This is a genomic window from Cupriavidus sp. P-10 (assembly GCF_003402535.2).
Classification (GTDB): domain Bacteria; phylum Pseudomonadota; class Gammaproteobacteria; order Burkholderiales; family Burkholderiaceae; genus Cupriavidus.
On the sequence record NZ_AP025172.1, the window covers coordinates 1585640 to 1605050 of the forward strand.

The window sequence follows — 19411 nt, forward strand, 5'->3', positions numbered from 1 at the left end:
CTTCTGCTTGGATGCGGCTCATGGATTGGCTCCCACCACCGTATCGGCGCGCAACGCCTGGCGCAGCGGCCACGACTGCCACAGCCACAGCACCTCGGACAGGGCCAGCACGCTGACCAGGCTGAGTGCGAACACCACGGTCCAGCGGGTCATGGTGGGCAGCTTGCGCGGCGCGATATGCGACAGCGTGTGCGCGTACGCCGCCTCGCTGACCACGCGGTCGCGCCCGCTCATGTCGGGACGGCGCTGGTAGACAAACTCATACAGCTCCTCGCGCAGGCTGCGCAGGCGCGCGTCGGCATCGGCGCCGCGAAAGCGCCCCTGGAAGCCCAGCGCCAGCGCAAACAGGTACAGCCGGGCAAGTTTCCGGCGCGATGGCTCGCGATCCAGCAGCAATTGCTCGATGCGGCGGAACACTTCGTCGCCGGCGATATTGGTGCGGAACAGCGTGGATTCCAGCAGGTGGGCATGCCACTGCGCCTGTCCCGCCCACTCGGTGTTGAGCAGGATCTCGTCGGCCAGCACCGCCTTCAGGTAGCGGGCGTCGGCGACGTCCTCCATCTCGAAGCGCGTGCTGTCGCGGCGCGACTGCAGGGTCTGCAGCTCCAGCAGGTTCAGCAGGTGGCGGCTCATGCCCTGCGCCACCGCCTCGGGCGTGGCATCGGCGCTCTCGGACAAGCGCACCTGGGCATTGACCAGTTCGTCCAGGAAGGCGCGGAACTGCTCGCCGGCGAGGTCGTCGTCCTCGGCTTCGGGTCGATAGCGTGCCATGTTCAGATTGCGTTCATGTGGTCTGTCATCCCTTGACGAACAGCAGGACTTCCTGCGGCCGCTGCGCGCTGGCGCCCTCGTTCGGATTGCCGATCACCATGGCCTCGTTGCCGTGGATCAGCGCCGGATCGGCCTCGATCTCGAACAACACATAGCCGGAGCCGGCGCGCACGCCGAGCTCGTCGGCATGCTCGACGACGCGGCGCGCGGCGCCGAGCACGCGGTGCGCGCGCAGCGACGGGTAGGCCGACTGCGAGCCCACCATGGCGCCATCCATCCATGCGCGCAGATCGCGCTCGGACTGCCCGCGCAGCCCCACCACCAGGTGTTCGCCGATCCAGTCCGGTTGCAGCGCGATCTCGAAGGCGCCGTGGCGGAACTCGAACTTGTGCTCGCGGTAGGCCTCGCTGACCTCTGCCAGCGACTCGCGCACCGCGCGCAGCAGCGGCGCGAACGCGCTCATCGGGTCGGCGTGGTCGTAATCGTGCGGCACCGGCGGCAGCGCGCCCGGGCGCAGCATGCTGAGCGACCCCAGCAGCGAGGCCAGCGCCAGGTACAGGGCCAGCGGATGCAGGTGGGGCGTGCGCAGCACCGCCTCGACCAGCGGCAGGTCGGTCAGCAGGCAGCGCAGCCGGTCCCTGAGCTCGAGCTGGGTCAGGCGGTCGTCGGCCTTGGAGGATGGCACCGCGGTCTGCTTGGCGACGAATGCGGCCTTGCTGCGCAACTGCCCGAGCATCGACGCCACCGCCGTCCACAGCGGGGTGTCGCGACCCACCTCGAGCAGCGGCGGCAGGCGCTCGCCCAGCCGCACCACTTCGTTGTCCTTGTAGGCCGTGCCCAGGCACAGCGACACATAGAGCGAGGATGGCTGCGCGCCGGCACTGAGGGCAAGGTTGGGCACCAGCCGTGCGATGTCCGCCGGCGGTGCCTGCGACACCTCGTCCTCGACCGGGGCCCCGAGCACCGAGCGGAAGCGCCGGACCTGCGCATCGCGCCGCATGGTCCCCGCCACCGGCAGCACCAGGTGGATATCGACCGTGCCGGCGGCGAGCTGTTCGGCAAACGGTGCCAGCGACAGCTCCAGCGGCCCCAGCCGCTCATCGTCGCCGCTGTAGGAGACCGCGGTGCCGTCCGGCATCACCGCGTCGAGCTGCAGCACGCGCACGATGCCCACCGGCAGCAGGCCGGTGTCGAACACCAGGCGCCGGACCCCCCAGCTGAACGGGGCCGCTGCCAGCGTCTGCCAGGCCACCAGCGAATCGAGGCGTGCCCCCAGCAACTGGAAATGCTGCGGTGCCAGCAGCATGCCTTCGTGCCATTCGACACGGTCAACCAGTGTCAGGTTGTCACGCATGGATGGCTCCAGCGGCTGTCAGGGCTGCCACGGCCGCGGCGCGATGCCGGCCCCGGGAAGAAGATTGCAGAACACTCATTTGCTTGTCGAGACGCTGACGGCACTGCTGCTGAGCTGGACTGCCAGCGTGCCGCTGAATTGATCGATCCGGACGCGATGCGCGCCCGGTTCCGGGTAGTTGGCAAACACGAAGACGGCCGTCACGCGCGGGCCTTCGAATTCCTGAGGCGGGACTTCCAGGCGCTGTCCCGGCACCAGTTCCCAGCTACGGAAGCGCAGGCTTCCAGGATAGGTATTGCTGAGGTCGGTCCGGCCCGCGAACCATTTAGAGGCGGGCAGTTCGACCAGCCGGCCCTGCAGCGCCTCGTCGCTGACCAGCACCACGTCGACCGCCACCGGGCTGTTGCCGTTGGCGTCGTCGGCAGCATTCAGGACGACCTGCTTCCACTTGACGCGGTCGCCCTTGAAACCCAGGAACGACGGCGCCGAGCAGCCACCCAGCAGCACTGTCGAAGCCGCCAGCGTGCCTGCCAGCAGCAGCGCACCGGCCCGACCCGCGCTGCCACGCCAGATCGACACTACCTTCATTGCATGTCTCCAGACTGTCGGCGGACGGCCATCATTTGGCGCCCACCCCGATTCCCATCAGCACGATCAGCGCCGCCGCGGCCAGCCCGCAGGCGCCGAGCAGCATCATTTGCGCGCGCGTAAACACCAGCCGCAGCACCACACCGCCGCGCTCCTCCATCTGCACCGACTGCGGCGCCGGGCGTTCGCTGGGCAGGCCCACCGACACCAGCGCCACGACTGCGCAGGTCCAGATCAGGCTGAGCGCGTTGCGCGGACCGTCGCAGATCGGGTCCACCGCCAGCAGCAGCACGCCGGCGGCTTCCATCGGCAATTGCAGGCCGGACAGCACCACACCGGAGTACGCCACCGTGCCGACGCCGTTCTGCCCGGCCGACAGGCAGGCCGCGACGGTGGCGGCGCCGGCAATCCAGGCCAGTTCGCCGGCACCGACCGGGCGCCCGTACAGGTTGGCCACGAACACCGCCACCAGCCCGAAATACAGCGCCGAGCCGGCGCGCAGGAAGACCGAGCCGAACGGCATCGTCAGTTCCACCAGCCCGCGCGGAAAGCCCAGGCGCGTGCTCATCACCTCGATCGCATGCGGGATCGGCGCCGTCGCGCTGCCCGAAGCCAGGCCGACCATCATCGGCCCCTTCAGCTCGGTCATCACCTGCGCCAGCGGCAGCCGCGCGCAGCGCGCGATGGCCAGCGCCGCGGCCACGCTCAGCAGCAGGCACAGCGCCGTAAAGCTGGACAGCACCCCTGCCATCGCCTGTACCGTGGCGGAATCGGTGTGCATGGCCAGGTGCGCAGCCAGCCCGAACGCCAATACCGGCAGCAGCAGGTTGGCGTGGGCGATGATGCTTTCAAAAGTGCGGTAGATGCCCTCGAACACGTTGCTGAGCATGCTGGTCTGCTCGCGCGACAGGGCCGCGAACGCCAGGCCGAACAGGATGGTGCCGGTCAGGATGCCGAGCGTGTGGCCCTGCGCCAGCGCGCGATAGAAGTTGTCGGGCACGATGTCTTCCAGCTCCGCCACCGGCACCCCCGCAATGGCTGCCGTGCTGTCGTCCGCGCCCCGCCCGGCCAGGTCCATGCGGACCTCGCCGCCGTCGGCCACGCGCTTCAGGATCAGCTGGCCCAGTTCGCCCCCGGCGCTTTGCGTCAGCCCGGCACCGGGCGCCATCAGCACGCCGGCCAGCGTGCCTGCCACCGCGCACAGGGCCAGCAGCGCCACGCCAACCCCGAGCAGGGTGCCGGTGCGCAGGCCCGGCCGCGGCAGCGTCAGCACCTGGCGCAGGCCAAAGAACGTGGCCACCACCAGCAGCGGCACCGACGCCATGTTGACCACCGACAGGTAGAGCTGCCCGAACAGCCATGCCAGCGTGCCGAGTGGAGGCATCACCATGCCCGCGCCAGCGCCGGCCACCAGGCACAGCAGCAGGCCCGGAAAGGAGTTGGAGAGCCAGCGCAGGGCTTTCATTGGGCCTTGTTCCAGCCGCGCTCCATGGCGAAGGCCACGGTGGCGCGCGCCAGTTCGAGGGTGCTGTCGATCATCGTCAGCGGCGCCAGGCCGAGCTGGCGCAGCGCTACCGGGATTTCGGTGCAACCCATGATGGCCACGTCAATATTGCGCGCGGCAAGGGGCGCCAGCGCAGCCTGCAGGGCTTCGCCGGCGGCCTCGAGCGCGCCGGCCTTGACCGCGCGGATGCAGGTGTCGACCTGGGCCTGCACGGCTTCGTCCGGCACCACCGGCTGGATGTCGCGCTCGGCCAGCGCGTCCTGGTAGATGCGCGAAGCCAGCGCGCCGCGCGTGGCCAGCACCGCCACGCGGCGGGTGCCGTGCGGCAGCGCCGCCACGCAGGTGCTGGCGATATGCAGGATCGGCGCGCTGCTGCGCTCGCGCAACTGGCGGTACCAGTGATGCGAGGAATTGCACGGAATCACCACCAGCCCGACCTGGTTGCGGTTGAGCAGGTCGATTCCCGCCAGCAGGTGCGGCAGCGGCGCCCCGTCGCCAGCCAGGATCGATCGCGAGCGATCCGGCGTGTGCGGCAGGTGCGCCACCACCATGGGCAGGTGCTCCTGGTCGCAGGAGGCATCCGTCAGCCGGACCACACGGTCCATGAAATCCACCGTCGCCAGCGGCCCCATGCCGCCCAGAATGCCGATCATCGCCATGACGCGCCGCTTGCTGTTAGATTTTGAGAGGACGCGGGCAGATCACCGAGACTGCGGCGGCGTTGCCGATCACCAGGATCAGCGTGCGCAGCATGTCGCAGACGGGATCGACCGCCAGGAACAGAATGAAGGCCGCCTCGAACGGCAGGCCGAGGTAGGCGCAGGTCATGCCGACCAGCGACACCGTGACCAGGCCCGTCATGCCAGCCGAGGCAAAGCCCGCCAGCACCGAGGCCATCACCACCGTGGCGATCTCGACCGGGCCGAGTGCGCGCCCGTAGAGCTGGGCGATGAACAGCGTGGCGCACACGTAGTAGACCATCGGGCCCACGCGCAGCAGCGACACCGCCAGCGGCACCAGCAGTTCCACGCGCGCGCGCGCAAACCCCAGCCTGTCGACCAGGCTTTCGATCATGCTAGGCATGCAGGCAGCGCTGTTGCGCGTGGCCAGGGCCAGCGCAAATGGCGCGCGCAGCGCGTTCAGGGTCTCGCTCAGGCTCTGGTTGGAACGCTTCCAGATGATGGCCACCGCCAGCGCCAGCAGCAGCACCGAGGCCACGAAGAAGGCAATGACGAACTGCAGCATAGCCTGCAGCGGCTCGAAGCCGGACTTGCCGAGCTGGGCCGCGCTCATGCAGAACAGGATCACCGGCAGGGGGTAGCTGAGCCAGTGCATCAGCTTCTGGCAGGCGTGATAGATCGTCTCCAGCGACAGGCTCAGGCCAATAGAAATGCGTTCCGGCACGCGTCCCACCGCCAGCCCGAACAGCAGCGCGAACACCAGCGCCTTGAGCGCGTCACCGTTGGCCAGCGCGGCGAAGATATTGGTCGGGATCAGGCTGGTCAGCACATCGGAAAACCGCAGCGACTTCTCCGGGATGTCGGCACCGTACAGGTTCATGACGGTATCGCTGGAATTGCTGTCATGGCCGACCATGGCGCCAAACGTCTGCATGGTGGCGGCGGACAGGTTGGTGCCCGGGCTCAGCAGCATCAGCACCACCGCGGCCACCAGCGCCACCAGCACCGAGGCGCCGACGAACACCGTCACCACCCGGATCAGCAGGCGCGAAGCGCCGCCGTCGCGGAACAGGCGCTGCAGGCTGAAGATCACCGCCGACACCATGAAAGGCAGCGTGGTCATCTTGAGCAGATCCACATAGAGATCACCCACCACGCCGAGCGGCTGCGCCATCGCGGGCCACATGAGGCCCATGGCACCGCCCAGCGTCAGGCTCCCGATCACGACCCACGGGTTGAGGGCAAAGGCATATAGCTTGGTCGCGTTCATCTTGGTTTTTCTCCTGGTGCTTACTGAGCGGCGGCTGCCAGCACATCAGCCACTTCGAGGTGCTTGGGCCGCTCCGCCAGGAACTGGTTGACAAAGGCCAGCAGCGCCGGCGCAGACACGTTAACGGCAATGCCGAGGGTGTCCTCGAGGTCGTGCAGGGTCACCACGCGCAGGCGCAGCGCCGCGGTCGGGTCGGCCTTGAGCACGCGCTTGACCTCGAACTCGTCGCGGTAGACCGCGGTCACCTGGCCGGCGTCGAGCGCCTTGAGCGCGCTGTCCCAGGTCGGGTAACGGGTGACATAGGCCTTGGGAAAATTGCTCATCACGTACTCGGAGTAGGAGGAATTGCCGACTACGCCGATCGAGCTGTCATAGGCGCGGATGACGTCGGGCACCGGCCGGCCGCGCGCCAGCTGGGCGAATTTGACGCGGTTGAGCAGCAGTGCGCGGTTCAGGCGCAGATAGGGCGAACTGAAGCTGATGATCTGGGTGCGTGGCAGCGTGCGCGACAGCTTGCTGACGGCCATATCGGCCTTGCCCTGCGCCAGCAGGCTGACCACACCGTCGAACGTGGTGGCATCGCGGTTAAAGCGCAGCCGGACGTTCAGCTTCTGGGCCAGTTCACGGGCCAGGTCGATATCGAGCCCGACCAGCTGGCCGTTGCGCTCCTGGAAGAAGGGCGGCTGGTCGACCTTGAGCACCGCCACCACCAGTTCGCCACGCTCGTAGATGCGGGCGAACTCCGGCGCCAGCAGGCGGCCGTCAGGCATCTGCACCAGGCCGGTGGAGGTCACCACCGGCGACGCGGCGGGGGCCGGCGTGGTGGCCGACGCGCTGGCCGACGCGCTGGCCGGCAGCGCACGGGCGGCACCCGGCGTGCCGGCTGCCCCGACCGCTACCGGCAGGCCGACCGCCACTGCGGCCAGCATGCAGGCCAGCGGGGCGCGCAGCCTCGCGGCGGCGCGGCTCAGGCGGGAAGAGACTGCGCCTGACAAGCTCGGCGCAACGGGAAAGTCAGCAAATGACATGGGGCGAAATCCGTTCGGTTTCATTGAATCTTGGGGGGGCTGGCAATAGCTGCCACATCGGTCGGCACTTCGGTCGCCACCTCGGCGACGGCCCCGGGCGCGGCGGGCTGAGCCTGCACGGGCATCTGGCCTGGCTCCGGCGCCGGTGTCTGCCCCGGCATCAGCACGGGGCCGGCGGCCGGATGCGCCAGGCGGGCGCCGATCTCGATACCCATCAGGAACAACAGCACGCACAGCACCACCGCGCAGCTCACGGCGATGGCTACCATCCGCGAAGTCATGGAAAAGACGTAGGTCATATTGGTTTCAGGCAGTCATCACGGTGGTCTGGCCCGGCGCCACGATCTGGATCACGCCCCCCCAGGCACACATCAGCTTGGATGTGTTCTGCAGGGCAGGCATGCCGCCGATCAGCACGGTGGGCGAGCCCGGAATCCAGGGTGCGGTGGTCACCGGCACGCAGGGCATCGGCGTGAGCGCGCCCAACGCTGCCGCGGTGGCTGCCGCCACCACGGGATTGGCCATCGAGTTGCAGCTGCCGAATGGCGGAATATTGACGATCGGCTTGTTGTCCATCACGTTGGCCGCCGGCGCGCCGGCCATGACGCGATTGACCGGCAGCACGCACAACGTCGACGGCGCCGCGCCAAAGCTGCACTGCATGGTGGTGCCGGTATTGACCTGGATGCCCATCGTTTCAGCCCCTGACCCAGCGCTCGAGGCGCCGGGAAAAACTCGGCGCGGCGGCGCCGTTGTCGGTCGCGGCCGCAGCGCGCCATTCGCCGCGCGGCTTGCCTTCCATGTAGTCGCGCTGCCAGCTGACACGGCCGGCCTCGTCGAAGCGGCGTGCGGTGCCATGCAGCAGGTCGGCGCGAAAGGGCTCGGACAGCGTCAGGGTCCCGTCCGCCGCATAGCTGCGGGTCTCGCCGTCCAGCTTGCCGGCACGGAAGCGGCTGCGCCGCACCACCACGCCTTCGTGCAGCCAGATCGCTTCGCCTTCGAGCAGGCCCTGGCGAAACACTGCCTGCGCCACCAGCTCGCCCGCAGGCCCATAGCAGTTGCGCTCGCCTTCGAGCACGCCGTTCACGTAGTGCTCGCGGCAAGCCAGGCGGCCCTGCTGGTAGCTTTGGCTGGGACCGTGGCGCAGGCCGCCGGCATAGTGCGAAGCCAGCACCGGCTCGCCGGCGGCGTCATAGCTGCGCAGCCAGCCCGACAGCTTGCCTGCCACATAGTCCGCCTCCAGCAACAGCGTACCGTGCGGGGCGAAGCGCTCCATGCGGCCTTGCGGCAGCCCGCCGGCCAGGCCACAGCGCGACAGCAGCCGGCCCGCGGCGTCGCGTTCCTCGACGACTTGCGTGTCGGTGGGCGCGGCGTTGGCGTTAGCGGCAGTGTCCAGGGGGGCGGTGGCGTGCATCGGCGGCTTCAGTTCAGTTTCACCATGGCGCCCTTGAGCTCGAGCATGCCGCCGCTTTCCACCGTGTGCGAGGCCGATGCCTTCTGCTGCACGGTCATGCCCTCGCCGCTCAGCGTGGTACCCGCCTTGTTTGCCAGGGTGGTGCCCGCCTTGTTGCTCAGCGAGGTGCCGGCCTCGAGCGCCACCGAGCCTGCCGACTTGATGGTGATGGCGCCCGTCACATCGATCACCAGGTCGCCCGACACCTTGAGCGTGTAGGTTCCGCTGACCTCCTGGGTGAAGGCGGCGCCGTTCGTGCGGGTCTCATCACCGCCTACCTCAAGACTGCGGGTGCCGCTCACCTTGTGGGTTTCGTTGCCCGACTGCACCTCGACCAGCCGGTCGCCCTTCTGTACAACATGGGACTCGCCGGCGCCGACCACGGTGGTGGACAGCTTGTTTTCCACCGCCACGTTCATGTCGCGCTGCGCGTGCAGGTAGAGCTCCTCGGCGCCGGCCTTGTCCTCCATGCGCAGCTCGTTGCCGGCGCTGCCGTTCTTGGAGGTGCGCGAGCGGATCACGCTCTGGGTCTGCATCGAGGGCAACGTCACCGGCGGCGTCACCTGGCCGTTGTAGACGCTGCCCGTCACCAGCGGCCGGTCGGGGTCGCCGTCGACGTAGCTGACCACCACCTCCTGTCCCACGCGTGGCAGGAACAGTTGGCCCCAGCCATGGCCGGCCATGCCCTGCGCCACCCGGACCCAGCACGAGCTGTCCTGGTCGGCGCCGGGAGCCTGGTCCCAGTGGAACTTGAGCTTGATGCGGCCGTGCTGGTCCGTCCAGATTTCCTCGCCCTGCGAGCCGACCACGGTTGCGGTATGGGTGCCGGCCACCAGCGGACGCGGCGTCACCAACGGCGCGCGGAATGGCACCGCCAGCGGGAACACCGTGAAGCTGTTGGCATAGTGGCTGCCGGCCACCGAGTGCTCGACCGCACGCACCACGTACTCGGCGTTCAGCGCCGCGTTGACGTGGCCGCCAAGGGTAAAGGTGCCGCCCGCGGCAAGGCCGTGGCAGTTGCTCTCGCCGCTGCCGCAGCGGGCCTCGACCTGCTGTGCGGCCACCCGTACCGCCGCCTTGCGCGCGGCGTCCGAGGCATCCTTGTGCCGCCCCGGGAAAATGTACTGGCGCGCGCCGGGTGCGCTCGAGGCCGGCTGCGCGCTGCCCTGGCTGGTCTGCGCCTGCACGTAGTCGTAGTCGGCCAGCACGTGGCTGGCCGGGCCGAGTCCCTGTTCCATGCGAAAGGCCGCCAGCATCGGCAGGCCCGCCGCCTGCTCGCCCGGCTGCCCGCCCCACAGCTCGGCCTCGTGGGGCAGCGCGGCGTGGGCCGAGGGACTGTCGCCCAGCACCATCGTGTGTGCGCCGTCGGCGAAGGTGAAGTAGTAGAAGATGCCCTCTTCCTCCATCAGCCGCGCGATGAACTGCAGGGGACTTTCGTCGTACTGCACGCAGTACTCGCGCACCGGGTAGCGCGAAGCGGTGACGCGCGCGTCGAACGCTACCTCGAACTCGCCCAGCACGCTGCGGATGATGTCGAGCGCGCTCTGGTTCTGGAAGATCCTGCGGTCGCGCGCCAGCGTCAGCAGCCATAGGCGCGGCGCCAGCTCGGCGCTGTAGAACGCATGGCTGGGGTCGGCGCCGGTATGGGCGAAGCGCGTCACGATGCCGTTGAAACAGCGCAAGAAGCCGCCCGGCCGCTGCAGCCTGACAGTGACCTTCTGGCCAACGATGCGGCTGCCATCGAGCGCCTTGTCCGCCGAGCGCATGCGCAGCTGGAAGGAAAACGGCTCGGAAAGCGCCTCGCGCCCGGCAAACCCGTCGAGCAGCAACACGTTGTCGCCAAACGGCGTGGTGACTGTGGCGAAGCTGTCGGACTGGGTGGAGGTCGCCGGAATCATGGCCTCAGGCCTCCGCCGGCGGCAGGAAACGGAAGTCCAGGCCGCCCTGCGCGTCAAGCGAGAGATGCACGCCGCCGAACGGCTCGGCGATCGACATGCGCTCCAGCACCTGATGCGCGAGTTCCGGCAGCACCGACTGGGTCAGGATATGGTCGACATTGCGCGCGCCGCTGTCGACCTCGCTGCAGCGCTGCACGATGGCGCGCGCCAACGCATCGTCCCAGGTCAGGCGGGCGTTGTGGTTGCGCTCGAAGCGCTGCGCCATCCGGCCCAGCTTGAGGTCGACGATGGCGGTGATCTGCGCATCGCCCAGGTGGTAGTACGGCACCAGCACCATGCGCGCCAGGAAGGCCGGGCTGAAGCGCTGCAGCAGCGCCGGGCGCAGGCGCTCGACCAGTTCTTCCGGGGGCGGGCGCCGGCCGCCGTGCGAGGCTTCGGTGATGACGTCCTGGGCCGCGTTCGAGGTCAGCAGGATGACCGTGTTGCGGAAGTCGATCGGCACCCCTTCGCCGTCTTCCATCATGCCCTTGTCGAACACCTGGAAGAACAACTCCAGCACGTCGGGGTGCGCCTTCTCCATTTCGTCGAGCAGCACCACGCTATAGGGGCGCCGCCGTACCGCTTCGGTCAGCACGCCGCCACGCCCGTAGCCGACATAGCCCGGCGGCGCGCCCTTGAGCCCCGACACGCTGTGCGCCTCCTGGAATTCCGACATGTTGACGGTAATCATGTTGCGCTCGCCGCCGTACAGCAGGTCGGCCAGCGCGCAGGCGGTCTCGGTCTTGCCAACGCCGCTCGGGCCAACCAGCAGGAACACGCCCACCGGCTTGCCGGGGTCGTCTAGGTCGGCGCGGAAGGTGCGGATGCGCCGCGCGATCGCGTCGAGCGCCTCGTCCTGGCCGACCACCCGCTCGGCCAGCTTGTCGTGCAGGTGGAGCACGGTGTGGAGCTCGTCGGCCAGCATGCGGCCCACCGGGATGCCGGTCCAGCTCGAGATGACCTCGGCCACCGCCGCCGAACTGACGCACACCGGCACCATCGGCTCGTCGCACTGCACCGCCTCCAGGCCCTTTTCAAGCCGCGTCAGGTTGGCGCTTAGCGATTCGGCGCTGTCGTCGCTGTCCTCCGCATCCGCGCCGGCTTCGCTATCCACCTGGCCGGCCAGGTAAGCGGCAATCCTGCGCCGCCACGCCAGGATCTCGTCGACTACGCGCTTTTCCACCACCAGCTTGTCGGACAGGCGCGCATGCTGGCTGCGCGCCTCCTCGAGCTGTCGCGTGGCGGCGGCGATCTCGTCGGCGCGGCTGGCGCCGGTGGCCGCCTCGTGACGCAGGATGCGCAACTGGTTCTCGGTGTTTTCGATGGTGCGCCCAAGCGATTCAATCTCTGCCGGCACGCCGTTCTGCGCGATCGCCACGCGCGCGCAGGCGGTATCGAGCACGCTGATCGCCTTGTCCGGCAGCTGGCGTCCTGACACATAGCGGTGCGACAGCTTGACCGCATCGCGCACGGCATCGTCGAGGATCTCCACGCCATGGTGCGCTTCCAGCTTCTTCACCATGCCGCGCAGCATCTCCACAGCCACCGGCTCGCTAGGCTCCTCCACCTTCACGATCTGGAAGCGGCGCGCCAGTGCCGGGTCGCGCTCGATGTACTTCTTGTACTCGGCCCAGGTGGTTGCGGCGATGGTGCGCAGCTCGCCGCGTGCCAGCGCCGGCTTGAGCAGGTTGGCGGCATCGCCCTGCCCTTCGCTGCCCCCCGCGCCGATCAGCTGGTGGGCCTCGTCGATGAACAGGATCACCGGCACCGGCGAGGCTGCGACCTCGGCGATCACCGACTTGAGCCGGTTCTCGAACTCGCCCTTGACGCCGGCGCCGGCCTGCAGCAGGGCCAGATCGAGCGAGCGCACCGAGACATTGCGCAGCGCCGGTGGCACGTCGCCGGCCACGATGCGCTGGGCAAAGCCTTCCACCACCGCGGTCTTGCCGACGCCGGCCTCGCCGGTCAGGATGGGGTTGTTCTGGCGGCGGCGCAGCAGTACGTCCACAAGCTGGCGGATTTCGCCGTCGCGCCCGCGCACCGGGTCGATCGCGCCTTCACGCGCCAGCGCCGTCAGGTCGATCGTGAATTGGTTCAGCGCGGACTTCTGTGCGCCGCCGGCGCTGGCCTGCGGCATCGCCGGCATGGCGCGTCCGGGGCCATCGGCCGGCACGCCGGCGCCGGCACCGAGCAGCGCGGGCAGCGCCTCGCGCAGCGCCGCGCGTGGGATTTTCAGCAGGGCCGGCGCCGATTCCAGCAGCAAGCCGCGCAGGCTTTCCACTTCAAGCAGCGCCAGCACCAGCGTGCCGGTGCGCACCTGCTGCTCGCCCAGCAGCATCGAGCTGAGCAGCCAGGCCTCCTGGAACAGCGGCGAGAAGTTAGGCGACAGCGCCGGGGTGCGGCCATTGCCGCGCTTGAAGCCGTCGATGGCCTTGTGCAGCTGCGCCAGCAGCGTCTCGCGCCCAATGCCGAAGTGCTCGAGGATGACGTGCAGGTCGCGCGCTTCGGCCTCCAGCAGTTGCACCAAGAGGTGCTCGACATCGACGTTGTAGTGGGTGTGGCGCACGCAGAGCTGCGCCGCGGCCTCCATCGCCTGGCGGCATTCCGGATTGAGCCGGCTCAGCAGTGTGCGGATATCGATGTCCATGCTTGTCTCGGATCATGAAAGCGCGCTGGCGCCGGCAGCATCGGCGCAGGCACGCAGCGACAGCCGCACCGGTGCGGGCTGCGCGGCAGCACCACCGGCCAGCCACGCAGTCCAGCCCAAGCGGGCGCCGCCGCCCAGGCGCGTGGCTGGCTGCTCGGCAACCTGCAGCGCGAGCTGCACGTCGAATGGTTGCGGCGCATGGCTGCGCACCAGCCATGCCACCAGGTCGTGATCGGGACCGCCGGGCAGCAGCGCTTCCAGCCGCCGCGCGTCCGGCACCTGCAGGTCCAGGCCAATGCCTGCGGCCTGGTCCCAGCACCGCCGGCCCAGCACCGCGCCGCCGCCCAGCTGCGTTCCCGGCGTGCCACGCCCGGCCAGGCGGACCGAGTCGGTGCGCTCCACCGCCAGCCAGCCGCCGACGAACTGGCGGCCGCGCACCCGCAGCCCCAGCCGGTCGCCCAGCAGGGCCAGCAGCCCTTCCATCGAGCGCGGCGCGGCGCCCAGCAGGCCGGCGTGGCGCAGCCAGGGCGCTGCGCCGGCCGGACCGCGCAGGCCGGCACGCAGGCCCAGGTTGCTGAGCGCATCGAGGCAAGTGGCCAGCGTCGTGGTGGCAGGCGCCTGCGCGCCCAGCCCCGGCGCGTGCTTGGCGCGACCGCGATAGAGGAAGGACAGGAAGCGGTGATTGAAAATGTCGAGCAGCTCTGCCATGGCATGGTCGCGCGCCGCGCGCCGCTCCAGCAGCAGCTCGGTGTAAGGCAGCGGCAGCGGCCCATTCGCCCCCGCCAGCGACAGGGCCGGCGTGGTCAGCGTGTAGGGCGGCTGGCCGGCCCCGGGGGGCAGCGCATGGTCGGCATGGTCGCCATCGTGCGGTGCGCCGGCAGCCACCGATGCCACGTCGCGCGGCTGGAAGGCCAGCGAGACCAGCCCGCGCAGGCGCACGGCCTCGCCGCTGCCGTCGCCGTGGCCGAGCGGACGCGCACCGGGCGTGGCCCGCTCCAGCAGGCCGATGGCCTGGAACAGGTTGAACGCGGCGGGGTTGGCGGCGAGACGGTCGATCACAGCAGCGTCTGGCAGCCGGTCATCGGCTCCCATTGCTTCCATATCTCGTCTCCGCGGCGCACCACCAGCCGCACAAAGGAATTGACCGAGGTGTACAACGCGAAGAAGCGCGCCAGCACGGCGCCCATCAACAGCGGCGATCCCCCGGCGAAGGCGTCGGCATCGAACTCGATGCCGATCTCGGTGCCGCGGCAGAAGCCGCGCCAGGCATCGCCGCCGATATGCGCGGTGACACCGCGCGACTGCACGCTGCGTATGCCACGGATCTGTTCCAGTTCGCGGCTGCCGTCGGCGGCGAACAGGCGCAGCATCTGCTGCACCTCGTGGCGGCCGGTGGCACCGCTGGACAGCGTGCCGTGATGCAGCGTCAGCAGCGACACCAGTCGCCACAGCGATTCGCCGCCCAGCGGAGGATTGCGCTGAACCGTCGGCTCGTACAGGCAGCGCACGCGCGCGTTCTGCGAGACGTTCTCCACCAGCATGCGCGCCCCCACCGGCACCTGCTCGGCCAGGCGCCGGTTGGTGCACAGCACGTTGGCGTAGGCGACCGGCGCTGCCGGCTGGCCGGAGGCCTTGCCCGCATCGACAAAGGTCAGGTAGGTGTCGGTGCCGGACAGGCCGGGCCGCAGGGTCGCCTCGCGGCGGGTCCACCAGTACACCCCGTCGGCGGCCGCGTCGCCGCTGGCCGCGGCAACCGGTGGCACCGCCTGGGTGCGATCGCTGGCCGGGTCGGACAGCACCACCGAGCTGACCGAATGGATCTCGGTGGCGGCCTCGCGCCGCTGGTCCGCCACCAGCCGGTACTCGTAGTGACGCTGGTCGAGCACGATCGGCTCACTGGTCTGCGAGAACAGGTTGATGGCCGGCACGCAGCCGAGGCGGAAATTGCCGGCGCCGATGCGCGCCATGCCGCGCGGCATGCGCGCCAGGCGCAGCACGATATCGCAGCGCGTGCCGCGCCCAAGCCGGCCCGCGGGCAGCGCCAGGTCGAAGAAGTGGAACTTGCGCGGAAAGGCGAAGTACTCCTGCATCAACCCATAAGCCGGTTGCGCATTGGGCGGCTGCGGCAGCACCGCCTCGTCCGCACCGTAGCCGACCTCGCGCCAGGCCGAAGCCGGCAGCAGCGAGGCCTCACCGTCGCACGGCTCGATGCGCACGCTGGCCACCCCGCTCACCAGCAGTTCGTAGAGCGGCATCGTCACCATCCAGTCGCCGTGCAGGTGCAGGCGCAGCGTGGTGAGCTCCAGCTCGGAGAAGTCGACGCCGTCGGCACAGGCCAGCGTCAGGCGCAGGGTATGGTCCTGGTCGAGCCGGGCCTGCTCGACCGTCAGCGGCCACAGCGTGGTTTCCCAGCTGGTGCGGAAGCGGCAGGTCTCACCGTCCTCGGTACGGGCCTGCAGCCCGGTATGGCGCGGTACCCGGTAGCCCGCGGTGACCTTGCCCTGGCTGGGGTCGAGCGCGAACTGCACCACGGTCATCGAGGGCAGCGGCTGCACCAGAGCCGGGCAGACGTTCTCCAGCAGGGACGATGCGACCTGCGGAAAGGACTGGTCGAGATCGCGGTGCACGCGCGCGGCCAGGAAGGCCGTCGCCTCGATCAGGCGTTCGGTATGCGGATCCAGCGATTCGGTGCCGTGCAGCGCCAGGCGCGACGCCACCTTGGGATAGCGTTCGGCGAAGGCCGCGCCCTGCGTGCGCAGATAGGACAGCTCCTGCTTGTAGTAGTGCAGGATGTCGCCTTCGCCCGGCTCAGCCATGATCGGTCCCGCGCAGCGTGGCCGTCTCGTCGCCTGCGGCCAGCTCGAACGAAACCCGCTCGGGCGCCTGGCCAAGACAAAGCTCACCGTCGATCAGCAGGACCGGCTGGGTCAACGCGGAGTTCAAAGGGGTACCCACAAACTCTACATTCACGTTGCGCAGCCGCGGCTCGAACAAGGTCACGGCATGCCGCACCAGCGCGGCGATCAATGCGCGGTCCGGGCCAGACTGCAGGGAACGCGAAGAGCAGTCGGGCAGGCCGTAGTCAAGCACCGTGCCCTCGCTGGCGAGGAAAGCCTCGGCAGACAGGCGCGAGCGCGTATTGAGCAGGCGTCCCAGTTCGCGCGCCACCGATTGGCGCAACTGTGCCCCGTCGAGCAGGTGCGCCGACGGCTCGGTGCCGCCGGACGCCAGCCGCTCGAACAGGGGCACGGGTGCGCCGCTGATGATCGTCGCCATGGGATCGCCTCGGGCTCAGGTCCGCCAGGCAGGCCTGCCGCTCAGGAAACGGCCTTGTTGGTGGCCAGGTCCCAGCCGAAAGCGGCCGTGCCCTGCTTCTTCGAGTCCGAACCCTGCTTGGTGTACTCGACCTTGATCTCGGTGAAGTCCAGGCAGAAGGTGTCCACCGCATCGCTGCCGCCACCGCCGGTGTTGATGTTGCTGACCATGGTGTTCTTCAGCGTGTAGGTCATCAGCGGCATGAACGTGTCGCCCTCGTTGCGGCCCATCAGCAGCTTGACCACGCCAAGGTCCTTGCCGCCGGCGCAGGCGCCATACAGGCCCGGGGTGGCCTGGTCGGTCATCTTGCTGAGGGTGATGTTCTGGAAGTCCGGGCGACCCATGGTGCGCTCGGAATTGGCGACATCCCGGTTCATGTGCATCGACACACCGTTGCTGAAAGACATGATCTGGATCTTGTCTTCGTGGCCGGTGATCTTGGTGTTGCCCTTGATATCAGTGATCTCGAGGATGATGGTGTCCATGGCTTGTTTGGCTCCGGAGAAACTCGGGTAGGTTCAGCAGGCTGGCTGCGGTGCAAGGCGGCGGCAGCGCCGCCAGCCTTGCACCGCGCGGCGGTGTCGATCAGGCGGCTGCGGCCGGCAATTCGGCCACCAGGCGCATCGATGCGGTCAGCTCTTCCATCTGGAAGTGCGGCTTCAGGAAGCAGGTCGCACGATAGGCGCCCGGCTTGCCGGGCACTTCCGTCACATCGACCCGCGCCTCGCTCAGCGGGAAGCGCGCCTTGGCCTCCTGCGACGCGGACGGGTTGATCAGCACGTAGTCGGCGATCCAGTTGTTGAGGAAGTTCTCCACGTCGGCGCGGTTCTGGAAACTGCCCACCTTGTCGCGCATGATCACCTTCAGGTAATGCGCGAAGCGCGAGGCCGCCAGCACGTACGGCAGGCGTGCCGACAGCTGCGCGTTGGCATTGGCCGTGTCCTTGTTGTAGACCTTGGGCTTGTTGGCGGTCTGGCTGCCGAAGAAGGTGGCGCTGTTGGAGCCCTTGGCGTTGACGATGGCGATGAAGCCGAGGTCGTTGAGCTCCTTCTCGCGACGGTCGGTGATGGTCACCTCGGTCGGGCACTTGAGCACCACGTCGCCTTCGTCGGTCTTGTAGGCGTGGGCGACCAGGCCGTCCACCTTGCCGCCGCCTTCCACGCCGCGGATCGCGGTGGCCCAGCCATAGCGCGCGAAGGCGCCGGTGATGCGCAGGCCGAGCTGGTAGGCCGAGTTGGCCCACAGGTACTTGCCGTGATCGGTGCCGTCGACGTCTTCCTCGAAGTTGAAGCTCTCGACCGGGTTGGTGCTGGCGCCGTACGGCAGGCGTGCCGCGTAGGACGGCAGCACCAGCGACACATAGCGCGAATCCTCCGACTCGCGGAAGGAGCGCCAGGCGGCCAGCTCGGCGCTCTCGAAGATCTTCGAGAGGTCGCGCGCCACGCCCAGGTCGGTGAAGGTCTTGAGGTCGAACAGGCTCGGCGCGGCCGAGGCGATGAAGGGCGCGTGGGCGGCTGCGGCCACCTTCGACACACGCTCCAGCAGCGCCAGGTCCTGCGGATGGCGGCCAAAGCTGTAGTCGCCGATCAGCACCGTGTAGGGATAGCCGCCGAAGGTTCCGTACTCCTCTTCGTAAACCTTCTTGAACAGCACGCTCATGTCGTGGTCGACCGCCGACTCCAGGTCCTTCAGCAAGTCACGCTTGCTGACGTTGAGCAGGCGCAGCTTCAGGTTCTGGCCGGTCTCGGTGCCGTACACCATGTCATGCAGGCCGGTCCACGACGCTTCCAGCGCCTGGAAGTCCGGGTCGTGCATGATCGCGTTGAGCTGGTCGGAGATCAGCTGGTCGATCTCGGCCACGCGCTCGTTGATGGTCGCCACCAGGCTCTTGTCGGGGCTGGTGCGCATGCCTTCGTCGAGAATCTGCGAGGCCAGCTGGCCGATCAGCTTCTTCGCGTAGACGCTCTGCGACGGCTCCACGGCCATGTTGCCTTCCTGAACGATACGCTCGAGCAGGGTCAGTTCGGTTGCGCCGGCGGCGGCGGCCGCCTTCGATTCGGTCGCCGCTTCGGCGATAGGATTGCTTGCCATCTGGATCACCCTCAGGGAATTCGTTGCTTCCTATGCTTCGGACTTAGCTGGCGTCGGCCGGCGTTTGAGCGGCTTCCTCACTCGCTGCGGCCGGCTGGCCGGCGTCGGCTTCGCTGCGCACCTGCTTCAGCTCATCGGCATCGCGCACGATGCGTTCGAGCAGCGAGTCGAGCTCGTCGTTGCCGTCGAGCTTGCCCAGCAGGTCGCGCAGTTGCTGGCGCGCCTCGAGCAGCTTGGCCAGGCGCGGGATCTGCCCCACCAGGCTTTCCGGATGGAAGTCGCTGAACTTCTCGAAGTTCAGTTCGACCTTCAGGTTGGACTGCCCGTCCTTCATGGTGTCGGGCACCGACAGTTCCAGGCGCGGCGCGATCTTGCCCATGATCTCGTCGAAGTTGTCGCGATCGACCTCGACGAAGCGGCGCTCTTTCAGCTTGGGCAGCGGCTCAGCGGGATGGCCCGACAGGTCGGCCAGGAGGCCGACCACCATGGGCAATTCACGCTTCTCGATGGCATCACCAACTTCGACGTCATACGAGATCTGGACACGGGGCGGGCGATTGCGCCCGACCCACTTCTGCAGGCTATTGGACATGGAACTCTCCGGAAGGACTTGAATGCGTCCGAACAATCATCGAATTCGCACAAATATCGTGCGCACGGCAAAGCCCCCCGGCGAAGACGAAATAATCGTCCCACTGCCGAGGTCGAAGACGGCCTACGCCGCATCAGCCGCAAGGCAAGCCTTTTTTGGCAATCTCTGTGTTTTAGCTACC

General features: G+C 68.6%; 18 protein-coding genes. All 18 read right to left on the reverse strand.

Annotated features, from left to right (window positions below; all coding sequences use genetic code 11):
* Positions 1-18 precede the first annotated feature (18 nt).
* The 18 genes from CTP10_RS37310 to tssB all read right to left on the reverse strand — a co-directional run bounded on the left by CTP10_RS37310 (position 19) and on the right by tssB (position 19230).
* Positions 19-771 carry a DotU family type IV/VI secretion system protein gene (locus CTP10_RS37310; protein ID WP_116318334.1) on the reverse strand — a complete coding sequence of 251 codons (753 nt, stop codon included), beginning with the start codon at positions 769-771 and terminating at the stop codon, positions 19-21.
* 25 nt (positions 772-796) lie between these two features.
* Complete coding sequence (gene tssK / locus CTP10_RS37315) at positions 797-2125, reverse strand: type VI secretion system baseplate subunit TssK (protein ID WP_116318335.1); 1329 nt, start codon at positions 2123-2125, stop codon at positions 797-799.
* A 75-nt stretch (positions 2126-2200) separates the two neighbouring features.
* Positions 2201-2713: a hypothetical protein gene (locus CTP10_RS37320; protein WP_116318336.1), complete on the reverse strand. Its 513-nt coding sequence runs from the start codon at positions 2711-2713 to the stop codon at positions 2201-2203.
* A gap of 31 nt (positions 2714-2744) precedes the next feature.
* Positions 2745-4178, reverse strand: a complete 1434-nt coding sequence (locus tag CTP10_RS37325) for a dicarboxylate/amino acid:cation symporter (RefSeq protein ID WP_116318337.1) — start codon at positions 4176-4178, stop codon at positions 2745-2747.
* Positions 4175-4876, reverse strand: a complete 702-nt coding sequence (locus CTP10_RS37330; protein ID WP_116318338.1) for an aspartate/glutamate racemase family protein — start codon at positions 4874-4876, stop codon at positions 4175-4177. Before CTP10_RS37330 ends, CTP10_RS37325 begins: the two co-directional genes overlap by 4 nt.
* Before the next feature lie 16 nt (positions 4877-4892).
* A complete protein-coding gene (locus tag CTP10_RS37335; protein ID WP_116318339.1) occupies positions 4893-6167 on the reverse strand; it encodes a dicarboxylate/amino acid:cation symporter in 1275 nt (424 codons plus the stop codon).
* Between the two features lie 20 nt (positions 6168-6187).
* Entirely contained in the window at positions 6188-7195 is a 1008-nt protein-coding gene (locus CTP10_RS37340) for a substrate-binding periplasmic protein (RefSeq protein WP_233527999.1), read from the reverse strand.
* Positions 7196-7215: 20 nt separating this feature from the next.
* Positions 7216-7494: a hypothetical protein gene (locus CTP10_RS37345; RefSeq protein WP_116318341.1), complete on the reverse strand. Its 279-nt coding sequence runs from the start codon at positions 7492-7494 to the stop codon at positions 7216-7218.
* Between the two features lie 7 nt (positions 7495-7501).
* Positions 7502-7888: a DUF4280 domain-containing protein gene (locus CTP10_RS37350; protein WP_116318342.1), complete on the reverse strand. Its 387-nt coding sequence runs from the start codon at positions 7886-7888 to the stop codon at positions 7502-7504.
* 4 nt (positions 7889-7892) lie between these two features.
* Positions 7893-8609, reverse strand: a complete 717-nt coding sequence (locus CTP10_RS37355) for a toxin-antitoxin system YwqK family antitoxin (RefSeq protein ID WP_116318343.1) — start codon at positions 8607-8609, stop codon at positions 7893-7895.
* 8 nt (positions 8610-8617) lie between these two features.
* Positions 8618-10546, reverse strand: a complete 1929-nt coding sequence (tssI, locus tag CTP10_RS37360; RefSeq protein WP_116318344.1) for a type VI secretion system Vgr family protein — start codon at positions 10544-10546, stop codon at positions 8618-8620.
* A 4-nt stretch (positions 10547-10550) separates the two neighbouring features.
* Positions 10551-13232 carry a type VI secretion system ATPase TssH gene (gene tssH / locus CTP10_RS37365; RefSeq protein ID WP_116318345.1) on the reverse strand — a complete coding sequence of 894 codons (2682 nt, stop codon included), beginning with the start codon at positions 13230-13232 and terminating at the stop codon, positions 10551-10553.
* Positions 13233-13244: 12 nt separating this feature from the next.
* Positions 13245-14333 carry a type VI secretion system baseplate subunit TssG gene (tssG, locus tag CTP10_RS37370; protein WP_233528000.1) on the reverse strand — a complete coding sequence of 363 codons (1089 nt, stop codon included), beginning with the start codon at positions 14331-14333 and terminating at the stop codon, positions 13245-13247.
* Entirely contained in the window at positions 14288-16048 is a 1761-nt protein-coding gene (gene tssF / locus CTP10_RS37375) for a type VI secretion system baseplate subunit TssF (protein WP_116318346.1), read from the reverse strand. Before tssF ends, tssG begins: the two co-directional genes overlap by 46 nt.
* Positions 16041-16508, reverse strand: a complete 468-nt coding sequence (tssE, locus tag CTP10_RS37380) for a type VI secretion system baseplate subunit TssE (protein WP_116318347.1) — start codon at positions 16506-16508, stop codon at positions 16041-16043. The genes tssF and tssE overlap by 8 nt, the downstream gene beginning before the upstream one ends.
* A 41-nt stretch (positions 16509-16549) precedes the next feature.
* A complete protein-coding gene (locus CTP10_RS37385; RefSeq protein ID WP_116318348.1) occupies positions 16550-17032 on the reverse strand; it encodes an Hcp family type VI secretion system effector in 483 nt (160 codons plus the stop codon).
* 100 nt (positions 17033-17132) lie between these two features.
* Positions 17133-18638 carry a type VI secretion system contractile sheath large subunit gene (tssC, locus tag CTP10_RS37390; protein ID WP_116318349.1) on the reverse strand — a complete coding sequence of 502 codons (1506 nt, stop codon included), beginning with the start codon at positions 18636-18638 and terminating at the stop codon, positions 17133-17135.
* 43 nt (positions 18639-18681) lie between these two features.
* Positions 18682-19230: a type VI secretion system contractile sheath small subunit gene (gene tssB / locus CTP10_RS37395; RefSeq protein WP_116318350.1), complete on the reverse strand. Its 549-nt coding sequence runs from the start codon at positions 19228-19230 to the stop codon at positions 18682-18684.
* Positions 19231-19411 lie beyond the last annotated feature (181 nt).

Excerpts from the sequence above, each read along its gene's own strand:
- CTP10_RS37310 (WP_116318334.1), bottom strand. The coding sequence starts at position 771 with ATGGCACGCTATCGACCCGAAGCCGAGGACGACGACCTCGCCGGCGAG.
- tssK (WP_116318335.1), bottom strand. The coding sequence starts at position 2,125 with ATGCGTGACAACCTGACACTGGTTGACCGTGTCGAATGGCACGAAGGC.
- CTP10_RS37320 (WP_116318336.1), bottom strand. The coding sequence starts at position 2,713 with ATGAAGGTAGTGTCGATCTGGCGTGGCAGCGCGGGTCGGGCCGGTGCG.
- CTP10_RS37325 (WP_116318337.1), bottom strand. The coding sequence starts at position 4,178 with ATGAAAGCCCTGCGCTGGCTCTCCAACTCCTTTCCGGGCCTGCTGCTG.
- CTP10_RS37330 (WP_116318338.1), bottom strand. The coding sequence starts at position 4,876 with ATGGCGATGATCGGCATTCTGGGCGGCATGGGGCCGCTGGCGACGGTG.
- CTP10_RS37335 (WP_116318339.1), bottom strand. The coding sequence starts at position 6,167 with ATGAACGCGACCAAGCTATATGCCTTTGCCCTCAACCCGTGGGTCGTG.
- CTP10_RS37340 (WP_233527999.1), bottom strand. The coding sequence starts at position 7,195 with ATGTCATTTGCTGACTTTCCCGTTGCGCCGAGCTTGTCAGGCGCAGTC.
- CTP10_RS37345 (WP_116318341.1), bottom strand. The coding sequence starts at position 7,494 with ATGACCTACGTCTTTTCCATGACTTCGCGGATGGTAGCCATCGCCGTG.
- CTP10_RS37350 (WP_116318342.1), bottom strand. The coding sequence starts at position 7,888 with ATGGGCATCCAGGTCAATACCGGCACCACCATGCAGTGCAGCTTTGGC.
- CTP10_RS37355 (WP_116318343.1), bottom strand. The coding sequence starts at position 8,609 with ATGCACGCCACCGCCCCCCTGGACACTGCCGCTAACGCCAACGCCGCG.
- tssI (WP_116318344.1), bottom strand. The coding sequence starts at position 10,546 with ATGATTCCGGCGACCTCCACCCAGTCCGACAGCTTCGCCACAGTCACC.
- tssH (WP_116318345.1), bottom strand. The coding sequence starts at position 13,232 with ATGGACATCGATATCCGCACACTGCTGAGCCGGCTCAATCCGGAATGC.
- tssG (WP_233528000.1), bottom strand. The coding sequence starts at position 14,333 with ATGGAAGCAATGGGAGCCGATGACCGGCTGCCAGACGCTGCTGTGATC.
- tssF (WP_116318346.1), bottom strand. The coding sequence starts at position 16,048 with ATGGCTGAGCCGGGCGAAGGCGACATCCTGCACTACTACAAGCAGGAG.
- tssE (WP_116318347.1), bottom strand. The coding sequence starts at position 16,508 with ATGGCGACGATCATCAGCGGCGCACCCGTGCCCCTGTTCGAGCGGCTG.
- CTP10_RS37385 (WP_116318348.1), bottom strand. The coding sequence starts at position 17,032 with ATGGACACCATCATCCTCGAGATCACTGATATCAAGGGCAACACCAAG.
- tssC (WP_116318349.1), bottom strand. The coding sequence starts at position 18,638 with ATGGCAAGCAATCCTATCGCCGAAGCGGCGACCGAATCGAAGGCGGCC.
- tssB (WP_116318350.1), bottom strand. The coding sequence starts at position 19,230 with ATGTCCAATAGCCTGCAGAAGTGGGTCGGGCGCAATCGCCCGCCCCGT.